Annotated in this window: 11 protein-coding genes and 2 pseudogenes; 4 read left to right on the top strand and 9 right to left on the bottom strand. The window is 59.2% G+C overall.

From position 1 onward, the window contains the following. Positions 1–14: 14 nt before the first annotated feature. The gene (locus EHH60_RS11835; RefSeq protein ID WP_245454466.1) at positions 15–692 is read right to left on the bottom strand and encodes a hypothetical protein; all 678 of its coding nucleotides are present in this window, start codon (positions 690–692) and stop codon (positions 15–17) included. Positions 693–1,039: 347 nt separating this feature from the next. Here EHH60_RS11835 and EHH60_RS11830 point away from each other — a divergent pair, with 347 nt between their 5' ends. Next, on the top strand, positions 1,040–1,438 hold the full coding sequence (locus tag EHH60_RS11830; RefSeq protein ID WP_124159636.1) for a hypothetical protein: 399 nt from the start codon (positions 1,040–1,042) through the stop codon (positions 1,436–1,438). 293 nt (positions 1,439–1,731) lie between these two features. After that, positions 1,732–2,682: a hypothetical protein gene (locus tag EHH60_RS11825; RefSeq protein WP_124159635.1), complete on the top strand. Its 951-nt coding sequence runs from the start codon at positions 1,732–1,734 to the stop codon at positions 2,680–2,682. A gap of 3 nt (positions 2,683–2,685) precedes the next feature. Here EHH60_RS11825 and EHH60_RS11820 read toward each other — a convergent pair whose 3' ends face one another. After that, the gene (locus EHH60_RS11820) at positions 2,686–6,468 is read right to left on the bottom strand and encodes an anti-phage protein Upx-like protein (protein WP_124159634.1); all 3,783 of its coding nucleotides are present in this window, start codon (positions 6,466–6,468) and stop codon (positions 2,686–2,688) included. An 823-nt stretch (positions 6,469–7,291) separates the two neighbouring features. On the opposite strand from EHH60_RS11820, the gene EHH60_RS11815 reads away from it, so the two are divergent. Next, a complete protein-coding gene (locus EHH60_RS11815) occupies positions 7,292–8,350 on the top strand; it encodes a hypothetical protein (RefSeq protein WP_124159633.1) in 1,059 nt (352 codons plus the stop codon). 121 nt (positions 8,351–8,471) lie between these two features. Here EHH60_RS11815 and EHH60_RS11810 read toward each other — a convergent pair whose 3' ends face one another. The 7 genes and pseudogenes from EHH60_RS11810 to EHH60_RS37485 all read right to left on the bottom strand — a co-directional run. Beyond that, positions 8,472–9,746: a DUF2130 domain-containing protein gene (locus tag EHH60_RS11810; RefSeq protein WP_124159820.1), complete on the bottom strand. Its 1,275-nt coding sequence runs from the start codon at positions 9,744–9,746 to the stop codon at positions 8,472–8,474. A gap of 154 nt (positions 9,747–9,900) precedes the next feature. Continuing rightward, positions 9,901–11,475, bottom strand: coding sequence for an AAA family ATPase (locus EHH60_RS11805; protein ID WP_245454465.1), 1,575 nt, complete (start codon positions 11,473–11,475; stop codon positions 9,901–9,903). Between the two features lie 58 nt (positions 11,476–11,533). Beyond that, the gene (locus EHH60_RS11800) at positions 11,534–12,127 is read right to left on the bottom strand and encodes a hypothetical protein (protein WP_124159632.1); all 594 of its coding nucleotides are present in this window, start codon (positions 12,125–12,127) and stop codon (positions 11,534–11,536) included. A gap of 106 nt (positions 12,128–12,233) precedes the next feature. After that, positions 12,234–13,076: a hypothetical protein gene (locus EHH60_RS11795; protein ID WP_124159631.1), complete on the bottom strand. Its 843-nt coding sequence runs from the start codon at positions 13,074–13,076 to the stop codon at positions 12,234–12,236. A 130-nt stretch (positions 13,077–13,206) separates the two neighbouring features. Then, a complete protein-coding gene (locus EHH60_RS11790) occupies positions 13,207–13,455 on the bottom strand; it encodes a helix-turn-helix transcriptional regulator (protein ID WP_124159630.1) in 249 nt (82 codons plus the stop codon). 388 nt (positions 13,456–13,843) lie between these two features. Further along, positions 13,844–14,023, bottom strand: a pseudogene (locus EHH60_RS38775) (Lrp/AsnC ligand binding domain-containing protein); the annotation flags it as partial. Further along, a pseudogene (locus EHH60_RS37485) lies at positions 14,017–14,925 on the bottom strand (NtaA/DmoA family FMN-dependent monooxygenase); the annotation flags it as partial. The pseudogenes EHH60_RS38775 and EHH60_RS37485, both read right to left, overlap by 7 nt. On the opposite strand from EHH60_RS37485, the gene EHH60_RS11780 reads away from it, so the two are divergent. Continuing rightward, on the top strand, positions 14,912–15,391 hold the full coding sequence (locus EHH60_RS11780; protein ID WP_245454464.1) for an LLM class oxidoreductase: 480 nt from the start codon (positions 14,912–14,914) through the stop codon (positions 15,389–15,391). The pseudogene EHH60_RS37485 and the gene EHH60_RS11780 overlap by 14 nt on opposite strands. Positions 15,392–15,652 lie beyond the last annotated feature (261 nt).

Here is a 15,652-nt window from a genome sequence, read left to right as displayed (position 1 = left end):
CGGCTCGCCTACAGCTAAGTCGCAGCTGGGGATTCTAAGCCGGCATCGAGCTGCCGGAGCACCCGATGCGACGCGGTTACGCCTCCGATCACCCTCAGCGCCGCCTCTGGCTCGTGCGGGTCACCGCTGGTCCGGATGCCGCCGAATATCCGGAATACCCAGATCGACATCTCAGGGAAATCCACGCCTTGGGCACCCTCATATACAAGTGCGCCGGCACCGAGATCGCCGGTGACGCGGGAACGAGCGTTGCCGGCGAGCAGCTGCTTGTACATCTGCTCGCCTTGTCGATTGAGGAATCCCGCCCGAACGGCGTGCTTCTGCCGATCGAGCATCGCCCCGAAATGGTGGAACAGTAGCCCCTGCGTGATGAACTTGAACAGTTCGTCAACCCGAGTGGCGTCGAACGGCAATGTCATCGACGGAACGAACATTCCGTTTTGAAGGATCAGCTCCTGCCGCTGCCCAGAGGATAGTTGGCCCTTCAGCTTCGCGTTCTTCGCCAATCGCGGTTCGACCATTGTCGACAGGACGCCAAGCGCATCTTGATGGCCGCCGGCAAACGGCAATACCGCGGTGAGATAGTGTTCATGGCTGCTCTTGACGCCGTTGCAGGCGCCACAGGCCGGGACCTTGGGCAGGTTGTCCCGGCGGCTGATCGGCAGAAACTCGCGCGCCAACACATGGTCCATGGTCGCCGCAGGTGCGGTGCCGCAATAGACGCAGATCTTTCCAACGTGTCGCTTGCTCATGAGCGCAGTATACCATGTCACCGCGTCGACGACGATTCCGAACGCGGAGCCGTCCAGGGCAGTAAAGTTTCAGTGCCCGTCGCTCGTCTCCCGTGAACGTCAGCCCACCGGGCCGGTAGGGTCGGGTGAATAGGCCAGCAGCGCAGCCCGGCAAGGCATCCTCCCGTCTCCCGGAGGGGCCCTCGGGCGGAGCCTCCTTGCCTGGCCGCTCACTCTGCCAGCCTTGAATTCTCCCGACCGGCGCGGATGGCGCAGCCGAGGGGCGCAGGCCGTTTCTGAAGCAACTGGTGGAGCTAGTCGATTACCACAAAGATGTCTTGCCGGCCGAAAATGCGATGATCCTCAGAAGTGTTCTGCGAGCCGGCCGATCCTTGAAAACTCTGGATTTCATCGAAGGGTATCCGTCCAATCTTCTAATCGAGGAGTTCAGCACCTTCTATTTAGCGCGCATAGCGGTGTTCAAGCACTCCAGCCATGTCTTCGACATGGAGGACAATATTCGCGATCTCCTCCTGAAGAGCCCTCTGACCAGCAATGGCCAACCCGTGACGAACTTTCGCTTTGCCGATTCCATGCACGAGCCCGGCATTCAGCCGTCAGATGTTGTTGTTGGCGTACTCGGGAAGATGCATAGCTATTTCACCATACGGAACGAGATGAGGTGGCCGAAGATCGGACGGCACTGAACGAGGTGAGCCTAGAGAATACCGTTCTCCTTCGCGACCTGATTTCTAGGTCACATGAGGCTAATATCGGCTTCCTAAATCACGTCGCAAATGCGCACGACTTAGACAAGCTCAATCTCTTCCTTCGATTCCTGGATGGCATCTACGCATGAGCAGCGGATGATGATCGCCAGGACAGCGTCGTAACCAGGCGGATTCAATCCTGCTCCGGTGGTCATGTGGTGGTCAATAAGGCCCCACGCGGTTCTCTTCGTTCCCAGGGCTCAGGGCTTCGGCAAGATAGGAGATGGCGCTTGAAACCGGTGGTCGTTGACACGAACAGTCTCAAGTCGGATGAGCTGAAGGAATACCTGTCTGATCCGACGAATGTGGCCGTGCTTCCGGACTTCGCGATCCTGGAAACGCTTAAGATCGGTGATGCCAAGGGAATCTCTGATCAGCTTGCGGTATGTGCTGAGCGTCCAAAGCAGGTTAAGGCGTTGAAACCTACTTACGCCGTGGCTGGACTACGTGCGAAGCGCCGTAGCCGAGGTCTGCAGCGACGGCTAGTCGATAAGGGCCAAACGGCGTCGTTCAAGGCATTTTGTGACAAGGTCGACGCCGCCAAGAATGGCGACCAGATGTTGCAAAAGCAGCTCGGTAGGAAATGCGAGGCGGCAACATTTGATCTGAAGAAGATCGTCGAGAACCAAGAGACGTTTGCAGCCAACCTCGCCGAGCACGCCAAGGACTACTCGGAGGCAGAGCTAAAAATCCTTCGGAAGGGAGAACCGATAACCCCCGAGCTCTTCAACAAGATCACAGGACATATCTTCAAATTGGCTTTCTGGTTGGCTCTCACTCATCCTCATTTCAAGAAGCGCCCGGATTTCAGGACCCTTCCAAATGCCTTTGTGTTCCGTTTCGCGGTTGCCGGTTATGTCGTTGCTCTCCGATGCATAAAAGAGGGCGGTGCAAAGGGCGCTTCGGCGGAGAACATTGGCAGCCAGATGGTTGACGCAATGTTTGCTACCTATGCTACGTACTTTGACGGCATCCTTACTAAAGATCGCCGTTGCCAGGAGATCTACGAGACGACCGCCGATGTGCTTAAGACCATACGGAGTGGTTTCGAGAAGTTGAAGGCCGATGGTTGGCCCAATGAGGCTCTCATGGAAGCCGGCAAGATGGAGGCGGGCAATTCGGAGCAATCTAAGGCCAAGCTGGCGGAGTATAGCCAGGTTCACCGCCGGGTTGATGCGTAGGCATCATGAGACAGGCCAGCCCCGATCCCATGGTACATTGGCAATTTCGCTTAGCATCACGACAGTTGAGTCACGAACGTATCGATGAACCATATGCGTCATCGGTTGAGGAGCGTTGACTATTACGGCACCGAATACAGTCGGCACACTTTCCAGTTTCAGTTGTTTCGCAAGATGTAAGGCGTTTGCGCGCATATATTCGACACGTCTCAGATGCCGTAGAAGCTTGTCTGGTTTTCGGTCTTTCATCGCCCCCTGATAATCAGAAAGCCGTTGGGCTGCTTCACCGATTGTGCGGCAAAGCTTTAAGTCCTTCGCTTCACAAACCCAGACGATCGTCCCTGCCTGGTTGATGGCGAGTACGTCGATGTCGCCGAGCTCCTCCAGTTCCTTTGTCTTCTTTTGGTTTAAACATGCCCAAGGCTTCACGGAAGCAGAGGCATTTAAGCCGAGTTGCTGCAGACCTTCTGAGACCGCCTCGTTGAAATCGATTCCAGTCTGAGATCCTGACGCCCCAGCGTATGCGATCATCTGTCGGCTTAGCCAGAACTGCCCCTGAAGGGCTCCAGATAGAGCGCCGCTTACGTTATGGGCTATTGTTCGTTCAATGAGTCCAGGGGCAATTGCCAGAAGAGGGTCGTCGTCGTTAGACAGAGAGACTATAGGCCTCGCTATGAGGGATATCCGTCGGTCATACTTTGATAGGTCTATGTCGCGTTGGCCAAATCCTTCGGGGATTTCTGCAAAGCTACGACGACATGGCAAAGTGAGGCGATCGATAAGAGGCAGGAAATCCATGTCGGAGACAATTTCGATTGTCTTGAGATGGTCGCGAAGCTCTGATCGTCTCAGAACAAAGACTCCTTGTTTTCTTTCACGAGCTATCCGCGCGGTTGCATCCGAGAATTCTCTGAAGACCTCGATCGGTACGCCATATTCCGCCTGAATCGCGTTGCTGAAATTCTCGTCCAGTGCTTTGCGAGATGGCGTCTTGCTGAACCGTGCAATGTATTCATTGCTAGACTGCGCCCTGTCTTCGGCGTGCCGTTTTTTAGCCCCCTCTTCGATCGCGGCTTCGTGAAAATCGTGGTCGTAGAGGATATCGCCAGTGGGACTAAGATGGATTTCGGGAGCGATGTGATCCGCTGCGTAGGCCGGCACCATATCTGCAGTTTGGAAGAGCTGAAGTGCGCGTGCCTGAAAGTCTTGGAGGTCCATGGTGCCGATATCCAGCCCTCCAACCGGTTGCGCTTCGGCAGCTAACTCGATCAGCATGGAGCTGGCGCGTAGAACGCCGTTGGCGCTCATGACTTTGCCCATACTCATATTGAAGTCTTCCTCAACGCCGTGAATTGCCCTGAGAGCTCTTGCCGAACGCCTCCAGTGGGCTTCCTCGGCAATGGCTGCTTGTAATCCCTCCATATTGGTGAGGATGAACTGGGTTCTATGGTAGGGCTTGATGTCGGCAATCAGCCGTCGAGTACAGTCTTCGATAAAGCTCTTCAGAAAGCGTAGACACTCTGTCTTGTTTGTGAGCTTTGTGCCGTCTTCGCGGCTGCGTACTCGCCAAGCGGAGCCACACTTGGCGAGAGCCCCTGCAGATATCGAAATTCCCTTGAAGGAGCGAACGAGGCCGTCGGCTGAGAGTTGCTCAATAACCCTCTTGATTTCAAGCGCGTGGCGATGACGGAAGTCAGTTGAGCCGACCGCCGCAAGAACCAAAGAGCTTAGTTCGTCTGCGGGCTTTTCAAGCCCGAAAAGCAAGCTAGCGCCGAGGAGGAGGTTTAGTCCTAGGCAGCGTTCGGCGTAATTATCTGGCCTGAAGAATCCCCGGAACCAATCGGTCTTGAGGGTCAAAGTCGCCAAACTGCTCGATGTGTCAACCTCCAGATCAATCGACGCATCAATTTCGGCGTCAGTCAGGGGCTTGAAGTCAAACCCGCTAGGGGACGGCTCTAGCTTGATCAGGAAGGCTATTGTCGGTCGGATTTTCCATTTGCTGATGGAGTTCAAGTATGGGGCCATCACTTGACCGGCCCACACGAGTACCGTCTTCCAGGTTTCGTAAATGTCCCTGCTTTTCGAGTGAAGCGTGGTGTCGAGGCGCACCCACCAATTTGATCTGTCCTCGTCAACAATTACGCCGGTTAAGTTGCCTTTTCGGACATCATCAAAAGACGCGTACGCTTTTTTGAGCGCGGCATAACTGCCTTCTTGCTCCAAGCGTCCAACAATGTGCCATCGCCCTTGTTCGTCTTGAAGGGCTATTCGGTCAAAGGCGTCACGAGCCTCCTTTCGTGCCTCCAGCAGCAGGCTTGAAGGAAAGTTCACGACCAAAGGAGGCGTCGCATCAATTTGGTTGGGCGGAAATAACGCGTGATCAGTAATCCGCCACCAGTGGAACAAGTTAAGCAGTCCATTGATAAGCGAGAATTCAAATCCCTGATTCTCGACTTGCGTTTGCTGCAACCTTAGACGCCAGAGATCAGCCGGCTTACCGTCCTTGCAGGCATTCATTGTTGCGAGGTCGGCCGGCTCGGCAGCAACAAACTCCCAGTCGTTGAGAGTGTCAGTTGGTGTGAAACCGAACCGCCGGCCGGCCCCCCAACCCGCGCACATCCAGAGCGTCATTCCACTAACGAAGTTTGGAGATGCTTTGGCGACCGACTGGGCCTTAAGCATCGATGCCTCGAGCATCTCGATCCAACTAAGGTCCGTGTCCTTGATGCTCGCAAATGCCTCGTCCGGCCAACCGGCAAACCCATCCACCGAGAAAATTACGTGAAGGAATCTTCCGGTTGAAATTTCAAAGAGTTGCTCACAGTACAGCTGGTCATCGCAAAACGCAGTTTTGCCTTTTGGGATATATGGAAAGTTGGATTGATAGAGGTATTCGGCCTCTGCGTTAAGAAAGTTGAATTGAAGTTGCCGAGCTAGGCCGTATTCGACTGTTGTGCTAATCAGAATCGATCGGATAGCCGTCGAAAGGTTGGCGGGAGCGCCGATTACGATGCCATGCTTCGCCTTAATCAGGGGACGAGATTCTAGCGGCGAATTCCCAGGTGGGCTGAAAAGTATGGGGCCGGAATCCTCCTCTCGGAAGAACAGAGGTTCGAGGTCATCAATATTGATGTTTAAGCTGGCAAGTTCCTCTGTAGAGAAGCGAACCCGCCGTGCCAACGCTGACAACCGGGCGTCAAAGGGAATCTCGATCGTTCCATAAGGAGCTCCATCTCCAACTATTCCGCGTTTGAGCTGAGACCTTTCAACGAGAGCGGTAGACAATCGAAGCAGCGCAATCGCGCTTTTCCACGCTCGTCTTTTAGGAGGACCATCAGGTAGGGCGGAAAAGGCGCGCAGGAGTAGCTCTGTATGAACAGATGCTTTTTCCCAGGTTCCAGAGAAGATCAGAAACTGGCCATCGCGGGTAGGAAGAGATTCAACGAAAAAGTCTTCTATGGGGTCCTCAAGCTGAGCGACACGCGCGACTTCTAATTGATTGTTCAACAGTTCGATGAGTTCGTCTCTCTTTGGCCGGCGGGTGCCTTTACTGGTTCCTAAAATTATGCGTACGGCGAAATCGAGCCTGACCTGGTTTGCCTGAAATTTTGGGTCGGTCATCAGCCCGGCAATCACGTCGATTGCCTTGAGCGGATCGAGCCCTTCTACCAGCCCGGCCAAATCTTTAGCGTACTCCAGAGCCTCTGCGGGCGTACCAGCAGATGCCATACGCGCCAAAAGCTCTTCAATATTAGGAATTGGACCTGCTTGCGAACTATCGCTCATAGGTTGATTTTATGAGTATCCGGTTGGCAGTCAAAGGTTTGAGTGAATGTATGCAGGCGTACTTTCGTCCAGCGCCGTGAACGCCGCTTCGGCTATGCCGGGACTTACGGCATCCCACCGCGTTCGAGATGTGGCAACAGCATATGTCGTGGCAGTAGCGCGGCCGGCGCGACGTGGAAAAAAGGGGCTTGGCAACTAAGCGGAGGCATTCTCCGGTTGGTGGTCCCTTGCCATTCTTCGGGTGCCCAACCGCATCTCATACAAAGGCCCTTAAATCCTTCGAGCGCGCTTTGCCACTCCCATTCGCAATCCTTCACAGGACAGGGAGCTGCTGCACGCTGCATTGGGTACTCGTCATCGCAAATAAATCATGGCCCTCGGCCATCCCCTACGGCATAGGCCGTTGGGGATGTGCCCGCTCATTTGCACTGGCCTAGTTCGGTTGAGCAAAAATATGAAGCTAAAGTCACAGACCGGGGAGATCAGGAGTCTCCGGTAATGGCCCGTTATCACCGACGAGACGGTGACTCTCCGCATATGCTCAAAAGTGCCATTTGGCACGGGTATCTTGTAAATCTATCGCAGTGTGTGTTGAGCCTCCGACACACTGCGATAGGTAGCTCTGAACACTTAGCTTCCCATTCGTAGGAGTGCAGCCAAGCGATTTCGACGTGCGGACGGGCAGCTGAGTGACGATCTGAGCAATCGCTTGTCAGGTCCAATCGGTACCTGGGCAGACCAACGCATTCGGCAGCTATTGCGTCTTGCGCGATTGTCCTCATGCTGGGGCCAAGGAGCTGTAATATAACCCAGGTAGTCTTAAATGCGTCGCTTCCCCGAGTGCCTTGAGCGGTCCGATCTCGCCGGCATCGTGCGCTCTAGGACGCCTGAAACCGAAGCTGCGTATCGTCAGCGACACGCGGGAATGGAGCGAACTCTTGCTCGCAAACTCAATCGCGCCGTATCCTTAGTTGATTTGATTGAGGATATTCGATCGCGTGCTGCGAACCTGAAGGTTCGTTCATTCTATCTCTATCGAGCCACTATTCTTCAGCATTGTCGCGACGAATATGAAGCCGGTCGGCTCGATCAACAGGAGGCCGAAGCCCTGGTCGCGCGCCTGATGCCGGAGGGAGGTTGGCCGTCAATCGGTTCTAACGTTTCTGAGGTCCGAACCTCCGCCCAATCGCGAAAACATGTAAAGCCGGAGAGCTTCGGCACGTTGGCCAGCTTGGCGTATTCAAAAGAACACCGTACCTACCAAATCGTGGGTGGGTTGCTGGAATATGGCCCAGAACTTCTGACCCGACCGCGGGAGCTTCTTGGCGCCCAGCTGATCGGAAGGCATTTGATCGTCCGGTCCGCAAAGTGGTCGCCGACCAATAGAAAGGGGACCGGGGAATTCAGAAAGATCGGCCTAATGGACGCAATTCTGGATTGGGAGCTGCCCGATTTCAGAAAGCTGCTCGCCTTGCTTCAGCAGGATCTGGACCAGGTCGGGGATCCCACGCGACTGGTCAGGCGCTACGGTGGCGCGCTTCGGCGATTGCGCCGAGGCGTACCTTGGGCAATCGGTATCACCCTAAAATCGACCCGTTCGCAAGGTCGCGCGACCTTGGCTCGCGCAGGTTACACCCCATTCGAAATCGCGTCGATCATGGGCCACGCTTCGGCCGAAACCGCGGCGTCTCACTATGGAAAGGCCAACAAGGGATGGAAACCCGTTCCCGGACGCTCGCCCCTCGCCATTTGCGTTGAGGAACTGGCGAAAGTGCGAGCCGGTGCACGAGCCAAGTCGAAAATCGCACGCCAGCAGCCAACGACAGTTACCGCGGCTCGAAGCGCCTTTTGGGCTCCTAAGTCTTCGAATTCGAACGTTTGATCGAAGTGTGCGGTTAAGTGTTTGATCGTTATCCGTCTTGTACTGACCGACACTGATCCGTCAGGTGGACTCTTCGGGTTTCGGTACAAAGCTAAGTAGCCGCTTCCTGGGCATGCGACATTCACTCCGCCGCTTTCTCCTCCACCTCGATCATCAGCACGTCGAGGCTCTCGATCTCCTGCATCGCTCGGCCGGCGATACCCTGCAGGTCGCCGTAGAGGCCCGCCGTCGAGTCCAGCACGCCGCGGAGCTGCTCTTCGCGCTTGGCCCAGAGGCGGGTCATCGTCTTCCGCTCGCGGTCGAGGTCCTGGTGCATGTCGGTGAAGCGCTCGACGATGGCGTCGATGCGCTGGCGGAAGCGGGGGCCCGTCAGGTAGGCGTAGACCAACTCCATCTTGGTCTGCTGACCTTCCTGAGCGGCGCGGCTGGCCGCGACGTCGATTAGCCATTGGCGCAGGACGGTGGCGAGAGGGATCGAGAAACGGGGGGCCGCGACCCAGACGTTGTCGATGACGTCGAAGGTTTCGAGTCCCTTCGGCAGGGCGCTGGAGACGATCAACGAGATTTCCGCCCTCGCGGCACGCTGGTCATTCCTGACCTTGGCGAGCCAGTCGTGGCTCCAGTTTTTGGTGCGCTTGGATTCCCAGAGGATGGTGCCGCACACCTGGCCTCCGGGGCCAAGCACGCGATGCAGCAGATCACCACCGTTCTGGCCGGTGAGGACAGGCTCGATGAGATCGCCGGGGAAGTTCGCGCGCAGCAGGGCCTCGAGTTCGAGCTCCGAAGTCTCGCCCTGCAACTGCTGCGATCCTTGCTCGGCCCTGCGCTTCAGATCCTCAATCTGCCGCTGCATGCCTGCGATCTGCGCCTCCTTCTCGGCGACCCTGGCCCTGAGAGCGTCTTCTGCCTCCAACCTGGCCTTGTCACGCACGCCGGCGAGGCCGTCCTGGATCCGCTTTTCGACGGTGAGATCGAGCTCCCGCTTGGCGTCGTCCAGCTCGCGCTCCTTGCGCAACACATCCGCCTGGGCCTTCTGCGCCACGGCCAGCTTCTCCGCGTTAGTCGCCAGCAGCTGCTGCATGTCCGTCAGCTGCTGGTCGCGCGCCGTGATTTCGTCGGCCAGGGCAAGTCGTGCCCTCTTGGCCTCGGCTGCCGCGATGGCGGAGCGCTCCGCCTTCAGTTTCGCTGCCACCTGCTCGTCGATGGTCTCGCGCGCCCTGCTGAGCTCGCTCTGCGCCTCGCGCAGCTGAGCCTCACGGCGGCCGAAGGCCGCTTCCTTGTCCGCCAGCTGCTGCTCGAAACGTCGGCGTGCGTCAGCGACGAGAGGTTCGGCGAGCGCGTCCGTCACGGGGATCTGCGTCTTGCAGTTGGGGCAGACGATCTGTGGGGCGGTCATGGTATCGGTCCTGATGCGGTTGTCGGGGATGGTATCGGCATTTCGGACCGCTCTTGCGACGGTCGGCGGCGTTATCCCCGGCAATCGCATCGGACGCGGCGGCAAGCGCTTGGACGGCGTCGGCTTGGAGTTCGTGTCAGTGTTGTCGGGCATATCAGTTCCTCGTGGCATGGAGATCGCGCTCGCGCAGGATCGCCTCGACAATGCGGCGCAACCGTCGGACCGAGCCGCCGCGCCAGTTGCGTGTGACGGCGGCGTGTTCGGCACCGTCGAGCGGCGGAACCCAGCTCGCATCGAGGCCGCGCTCCCTGGCGAGATCGGCGATCACGGCCGGCAACAGCGCATCGAGATCGCCGGCGGTCGGTTTCGGAAAGCTCACCACGCGAAACCGGTCGCGGATGGGCGAGGGCAGGGGATCGAGGCTGTTGGCGGTGGCAATGTACGAGACCTGGGAAAGGTCCAAGTTGGTCTGGAGTGCCGGATCCGGATAGCGGGCATTTGTCTCGGGCTCGAGAAATCCGAGCAAACAATCCCAGAGGCGACCATAATCTGATCGCGTTGCCGCCTTCTCAATTTCATCCAGCAGGATCAGAGCGCTCGCGGTCTTGCCCTGTGCGATCGCGAGAAACGGATGACAGGGCTCGGCCGAATACCAGCGCCGGTCGGTACCGCCGAACGCGGCGCCGTCGCTCCGGCTGGCGTCAGTGCGCCAAACCGGCAGGCCGAGTACTTCGCCGAGCCGCCGCGCGAACCTGCTCTTGCCGCCGCCAACGTCGCCAACCAGCAGCAGCGGACGAAGGCGGACCGTGGCCCGGCCAACCAAGTCGGCCAGCGCAAAATCGATGACTTCGAGTGCATAGGGGAATTCGAACAGGAGCTTGGATCGGACCTCGTACAGCGGGGGCACCTCGACCAGCGGCAGCGGCGTGTTGATGACACTCTTAAGCGGACCGAGGATGTCCTTCAGCTTCGTGTTCTTCATCGCTTCGCTGCTTAGGCGAGCGACCACCAGCTCACGTCCGGGCACAGCTTCTGCGACAACTGATGCAGCTTGCTCCTCGCCTTCGACGGCCTCTTCTTCGGCCTCCTCCTGCCTCCTGCGCTCCTCCTGCTCCTTGGCCCTCCGCCAAGCCGTCTTTTCCGCCGCAGCAACGCGGCACGCTGCCATTCGGTTACCCAAGAAGGCGGCGTTCCGCGCCGCGGAAGCTGTCTTCGACAGCAGGTCGGTGCAAGAAGGCAAGGCCGCCCAGCCAAAGACAAAACGCTCGAGGTCGCAGCAGAGCTCGTCCTCGACGTGCCGCGAGGCGGCCTGGAAAGCCTGGATCAGCGCCTTGCCGACCCTGCGATAGTCCGCGAAATAGGTCCGATCGCTGGGCGTCGGCAGGCACACCAATCTCGCGCAATCGGCGAGGCTGCGCAGGTTCGGCTCGTTCTGGACGACGGCGCGGTGGTCGAGTTCGGCGGCGAGCGCGAGTCCGGGATCGACGCCGGACGCTTTGGCCCAAGCCGTATTCTGAGGGAGCTGCGGACACAACTCGTCGATCTCGGCGATCAGCCGCTGCTCAATATGGTCAGCACTGTTGGTGACGAGCATGGCATAGCGGAGCAGCCGGGGAAGATCCTTCAGACTAGCGTTCGTGTCGACCGAATCCGCCGCTGCGCCGGTCGAGACCGCGTCGTTGGCCTCTGCCGAAAGGCCGAGATCATCGGCGTCCTCGCTCGTGCTCATGCTTCGTTCTCCGAACCGTCGTTATCGTCAACATGCAGGTCCGAGAACACCTGAAGCTTCATGCGCCATGGTCCCCGTTCTGACGCTGCCGGAACGCGATAAGAAGGACGTCTTCCGCCAGGTCGAACTTGCGTGGATCGTCCGAATGTCGGCGGCCGTATTTGAACCAGGATCCAGCGAGCTCGATCGCGAACCCGTGGCCGAGATCGGTGAGGCCAGCGATCTGCGACATCACCAGCGCGGCCGTCGCATCCTGCTTGAGTGCGGTGTACAGGAGGCACGACATGGTGACGTCGACCGGCAACGTGACCTCCGTGATCGGCATCAGGCCCAACGCGGCGCCGACGGCGGCGACTGCATCGCCTTGAAGAGCGGCGGCGAGGTCATTCCCGCCGCGGAGGACGCGGACATCTCCGAGCGTCGCGCGCAACAGCGAGCGTTCGGCATCGTGAAACGAGTCCGGCGGCAACCGGCGCCACCACGCCAGGGGGGAAGTGTCGTTGGGTTTATACGGCCAGGGAGACAACCGCGTCAGCCCCCACGCCGGGTCGAGCGGCAACGTCGGGCCAGCTTGCCCTGCGACGGCGAAACGCGGGCCTTCCAGGGGGCGACCATTCCGCTCCTGCGTGTTGTCGGCCTTCGCTTCATCCATCGTTGAACTCCTACGCCACGAATCGCCTCGTGCAAGGCCGAGGCCGCTGCCGCTAAGGAGGCGGCGTCGTCCTCGACATACGGTCAGATTGCGATTTACGCGCTGCCTAACGCGCGAAACCGGCCTGCCACTGATCGGGGCCGCGGGGCCGGGCCTGCAGAATATCGGCGACCCGGACGGCGCCCTCGGCCGTCGTGCGCACGGGCTGTTCGGTGGCGACCTTCGTCTGCGACGCGGACAGCTTGCGAATGACCGGGTCGAGAATCTGGAGCAGACCGGCGTGCACCTCGTCGCGGAGGGCCACCGTCATGTTGTCGATCTTGTCGGTGATGGGAACGCCAAAATGGCGATCGAGCTCGCCGCCGCTGATCTTGATGTTGCGGGGAAAGCCGGAGGAGCCGTAATAGTCGATGACTGCGGAGTCGACGTGGTCGACGTCGTATCCAAGCTTCTTGAGATGCGACTGGAGGACCAGACGCGCCGCGCGCAAATCATTCTCGATCGGCTTGCGCGTCTTCCAGGTCGTCTCTCCATTGCCTCTTTTCACGTCGTAGACTCCGGCCCAACGCTTGGTCTCGTCGATGACGACGATGTCCACCATAACCGAGCGCTCCACACGGGAATCCGACTTGAGCTTGATGCTGGAGAGATCCTTCTCGGAGTTTTCCGACGCCAGCAGATCGAGAGCGGCCGCGGTGATCGGGATGGGGCTTTCCATCAGCACCTCGAACCGGCCGCTAGAGGCCAGAGTATCGGCCAGCACCCGCTGGATGAGGAGGCCATGGCGCTGCACGACCAGTCCCGCGAAGGAGAACGCGCGCGAGAATTCGGCGCCGATGATCGGATCGATCGAAGAGGTCGCATCGAGCGCGCTGGCGACGACCTGCTTCGCTGCGCGCGAGATGGCTTCGTCGGTGGTCAACAGACCGAGGGTGGGATCAATCGGCATGTCACTCTCATTCGGACGCGGCACTTCGTCTTGATTTATACGATATAGCGTATAGAAGTAGGAATGTCAATAGGCCGCCCAATGGCGCTGCCAAGTTGAGATTACGATCTCGCCAGGGGAGGCCAGCCGACTATCGATCGTGGCTGAACAGATCGGTCAATCGCACTTTCAGCGCATCGGCAATCTTCGTCAGCGACTCTAGCCGGGGATTCGCTTCGCCGCGTTCGATTTCGCTTATCAGAGCCTGGCGAAGATCGGCAGCTTCAGCAAGCTCTTCTTGTGACAGCTCTGCCAATTGCCGCAGCCGACGCACGTTTTCGCCCAAGGTCCGCGCATTACGGGCGAGGTTGGCGGGAGGCTTCTTGCTGGGTCGACCCATCGGGGACCAGTTGTCTGATTGCGGGACCTCGACTCTTGTCTGTGATTCTCGTGTCTTCGTCCAATTAAGACACCGGGGAGAGCGGGCTGGAATCACAGGTGGATAGTTCGACGCCGCCGGTATCTGAGGTAGCGTGATGCTTAGCCGTTGACGGCGCCATTCGCAGGGTGGCGGAGGCCGAAGAGCGCGAGAAAAAAGGGCTGTCGCGCCGGTCTCGCTTGAATCTGCCTCCTCACTGCCGATCATGGCAAGCAGGCCAAAGATCTTCCACAAGGCATGGCCGCGAGCGGTCTGCAGGTGATCGCCTATGGTCTGATCGCCAGGAGCTGCGCTCCTGCGACGCCTGTTTTTGACGCTATGAGTATTTTCGTGGGTCAAGCGGTGAGGCTTAGTCCACGGCCGGAGCTGGCGGCACTGGCAGCGCCGTGATCGACTTGATCTTCTCCATCGCGAAGCGCGAGGTGACGTTCTTGAGCGGGACGGCGTGGATCAACTTCTTGTAGAACACGTCGTAGCTAGGCATGTCCGGAATGACGACACGCAGCATGTAGTCGACGTCGCCGGCAACGAGGGCGGCATCACGTTGAAACCGTCGGCCGCGCCGCTCTCGAACCAGGTCTGGATGTTGTCGGCGATCTTTTCCGGCGTGCCGGCAATGACCCAATGGCCCCGCGCGCCGGCAAGGCGCTGGACGAGCTGGCGGATGGTCGGTGTCTCGCGATCGACGATGTCGACAACGAGCTTGAAGCGGCTGGCGACGCCGCGCGCGCTGGCGGTGTCGATCAGATGGCGCGGCACCGGACCATCGAGATCGTAGCCGGTGAGGTCGACGCCGATCATCTGGCGCAGCTGCGTCAGGGAATATTCCGGCTGGATCAACTCATTGAACTCGTCCTGGAGGCGGTCGGCCTCGGCTTGCGTGCTGCCGATGAAGGGGCTGATGCCGGGCAGGATCTTGATCTCGTCGGGGGCGCGATCGAAGGTGCGGGCCTGCCGCTTGATGTCCGCATAGAAGGCCTTGGCGGAGTCCAGCGTCTGGTGCGCGGTGAAGATGGCTTCCGCAAAGCGCGCGGCGAAAGCACGGCCATCGTCGGAGGAGCCAGCCTGCACATAGACCGGCCGGCCCTGCGGCGTGCGCGAGATGTTCAACGGGCCGCGAACCCGAAAATGCTTGCCGACATGGTCGAGCGTATGGATCTTGCTGGTCTCGGCGAAGACGCCGGAAACTGGATCGTTGACGAGCGCGTCATCCTCCCAGCTGTCCCAGAGCCGCGAGATCACGTCGAGATACTCGCGGGCGCGCTCGTAACGCTCGTGGTGAGGCGGGTGCTCGGGCAGGCCAAAATTCTGCGCGGCCTGCGGCGCGCTGGTCGTCACGATATTCCAGCCGGCGCGGCCCTTGCTCAGGTGGTCGAGCGAGGCGAACAGGCGTGCGAGATTGTAGGGCTCGGTATAGGTGGTCGACACGGAGAAGCAGGCGAAAGCGCTGAACGACCAGCTCCACGAACTCTCGCATCCCGTGTCGGGCCTCTCGATGCTGTCCTATCATCTCGGTGTCGATCTCTCGCGCTTTCCGCAGGATCAGGTTCTGCCCGAGAATCTCGATGTGCCCGGTGTTGAAGGGCACTACCGCGAGGTCTCCGAACTGACGCGGCGCTCGGGCATGAGCCTCGCCGAACTGGGACAGCGCTACGGTGCGGGGCGAACCACCAGCGGCTTCGCCGGCACCGCCGGTACGGTGGCCGATCGCATGCAGGAATGGTTCGAGGCGGGTGCCTGTGATGGATTCATGCTGCAGGTCCCATACCTTCCGGGCGGCCTGGAGGTGCTTGTTCACGGGCTGGTGCCGGAGCTACAGGGTCGTGGCCTATTCCGGACCGAATCCGAGGGTCCGACCTTGCGAGATTCGTTGGGCCTGCCTCGTCCAAGAGGCTGAGGCGTTGCTTGGCCATCCGAGCCGGCGCTCCTCGATTTGGTTAGTCACTTGATTATTGGTCGAAGTGGTCCCGGATGACGCTTCCTCAGCTCTGCGCCTGGTTGTCCCTCCCGTGCGATCTCAATGCCTGCTTGGTCGGCGGCCGGCGACTTGCGAGGCCTCACGGCTCGAATTGCGCCTTCCATAGCTCTGATGCCGGCATCTCATGCCGCGATGCCGAGGGCGTCCCTCGGGCCGATTACTTCGCCCAGCTCCTAAAGC

Source organism: Bradyrhizobium sp. RP6 (assembly GCF_003837805.1).
In the GTDB taxonomy this organism is placed as follows: Bacteria; Pseudomonadota; Alphaproteobacteria; order Rhizobiales; family Xanthobacteraceae; genus Bradyrhizobium.
This window is presented reverse-complemented; position numbering and strand designations above follow the sequence as displayed.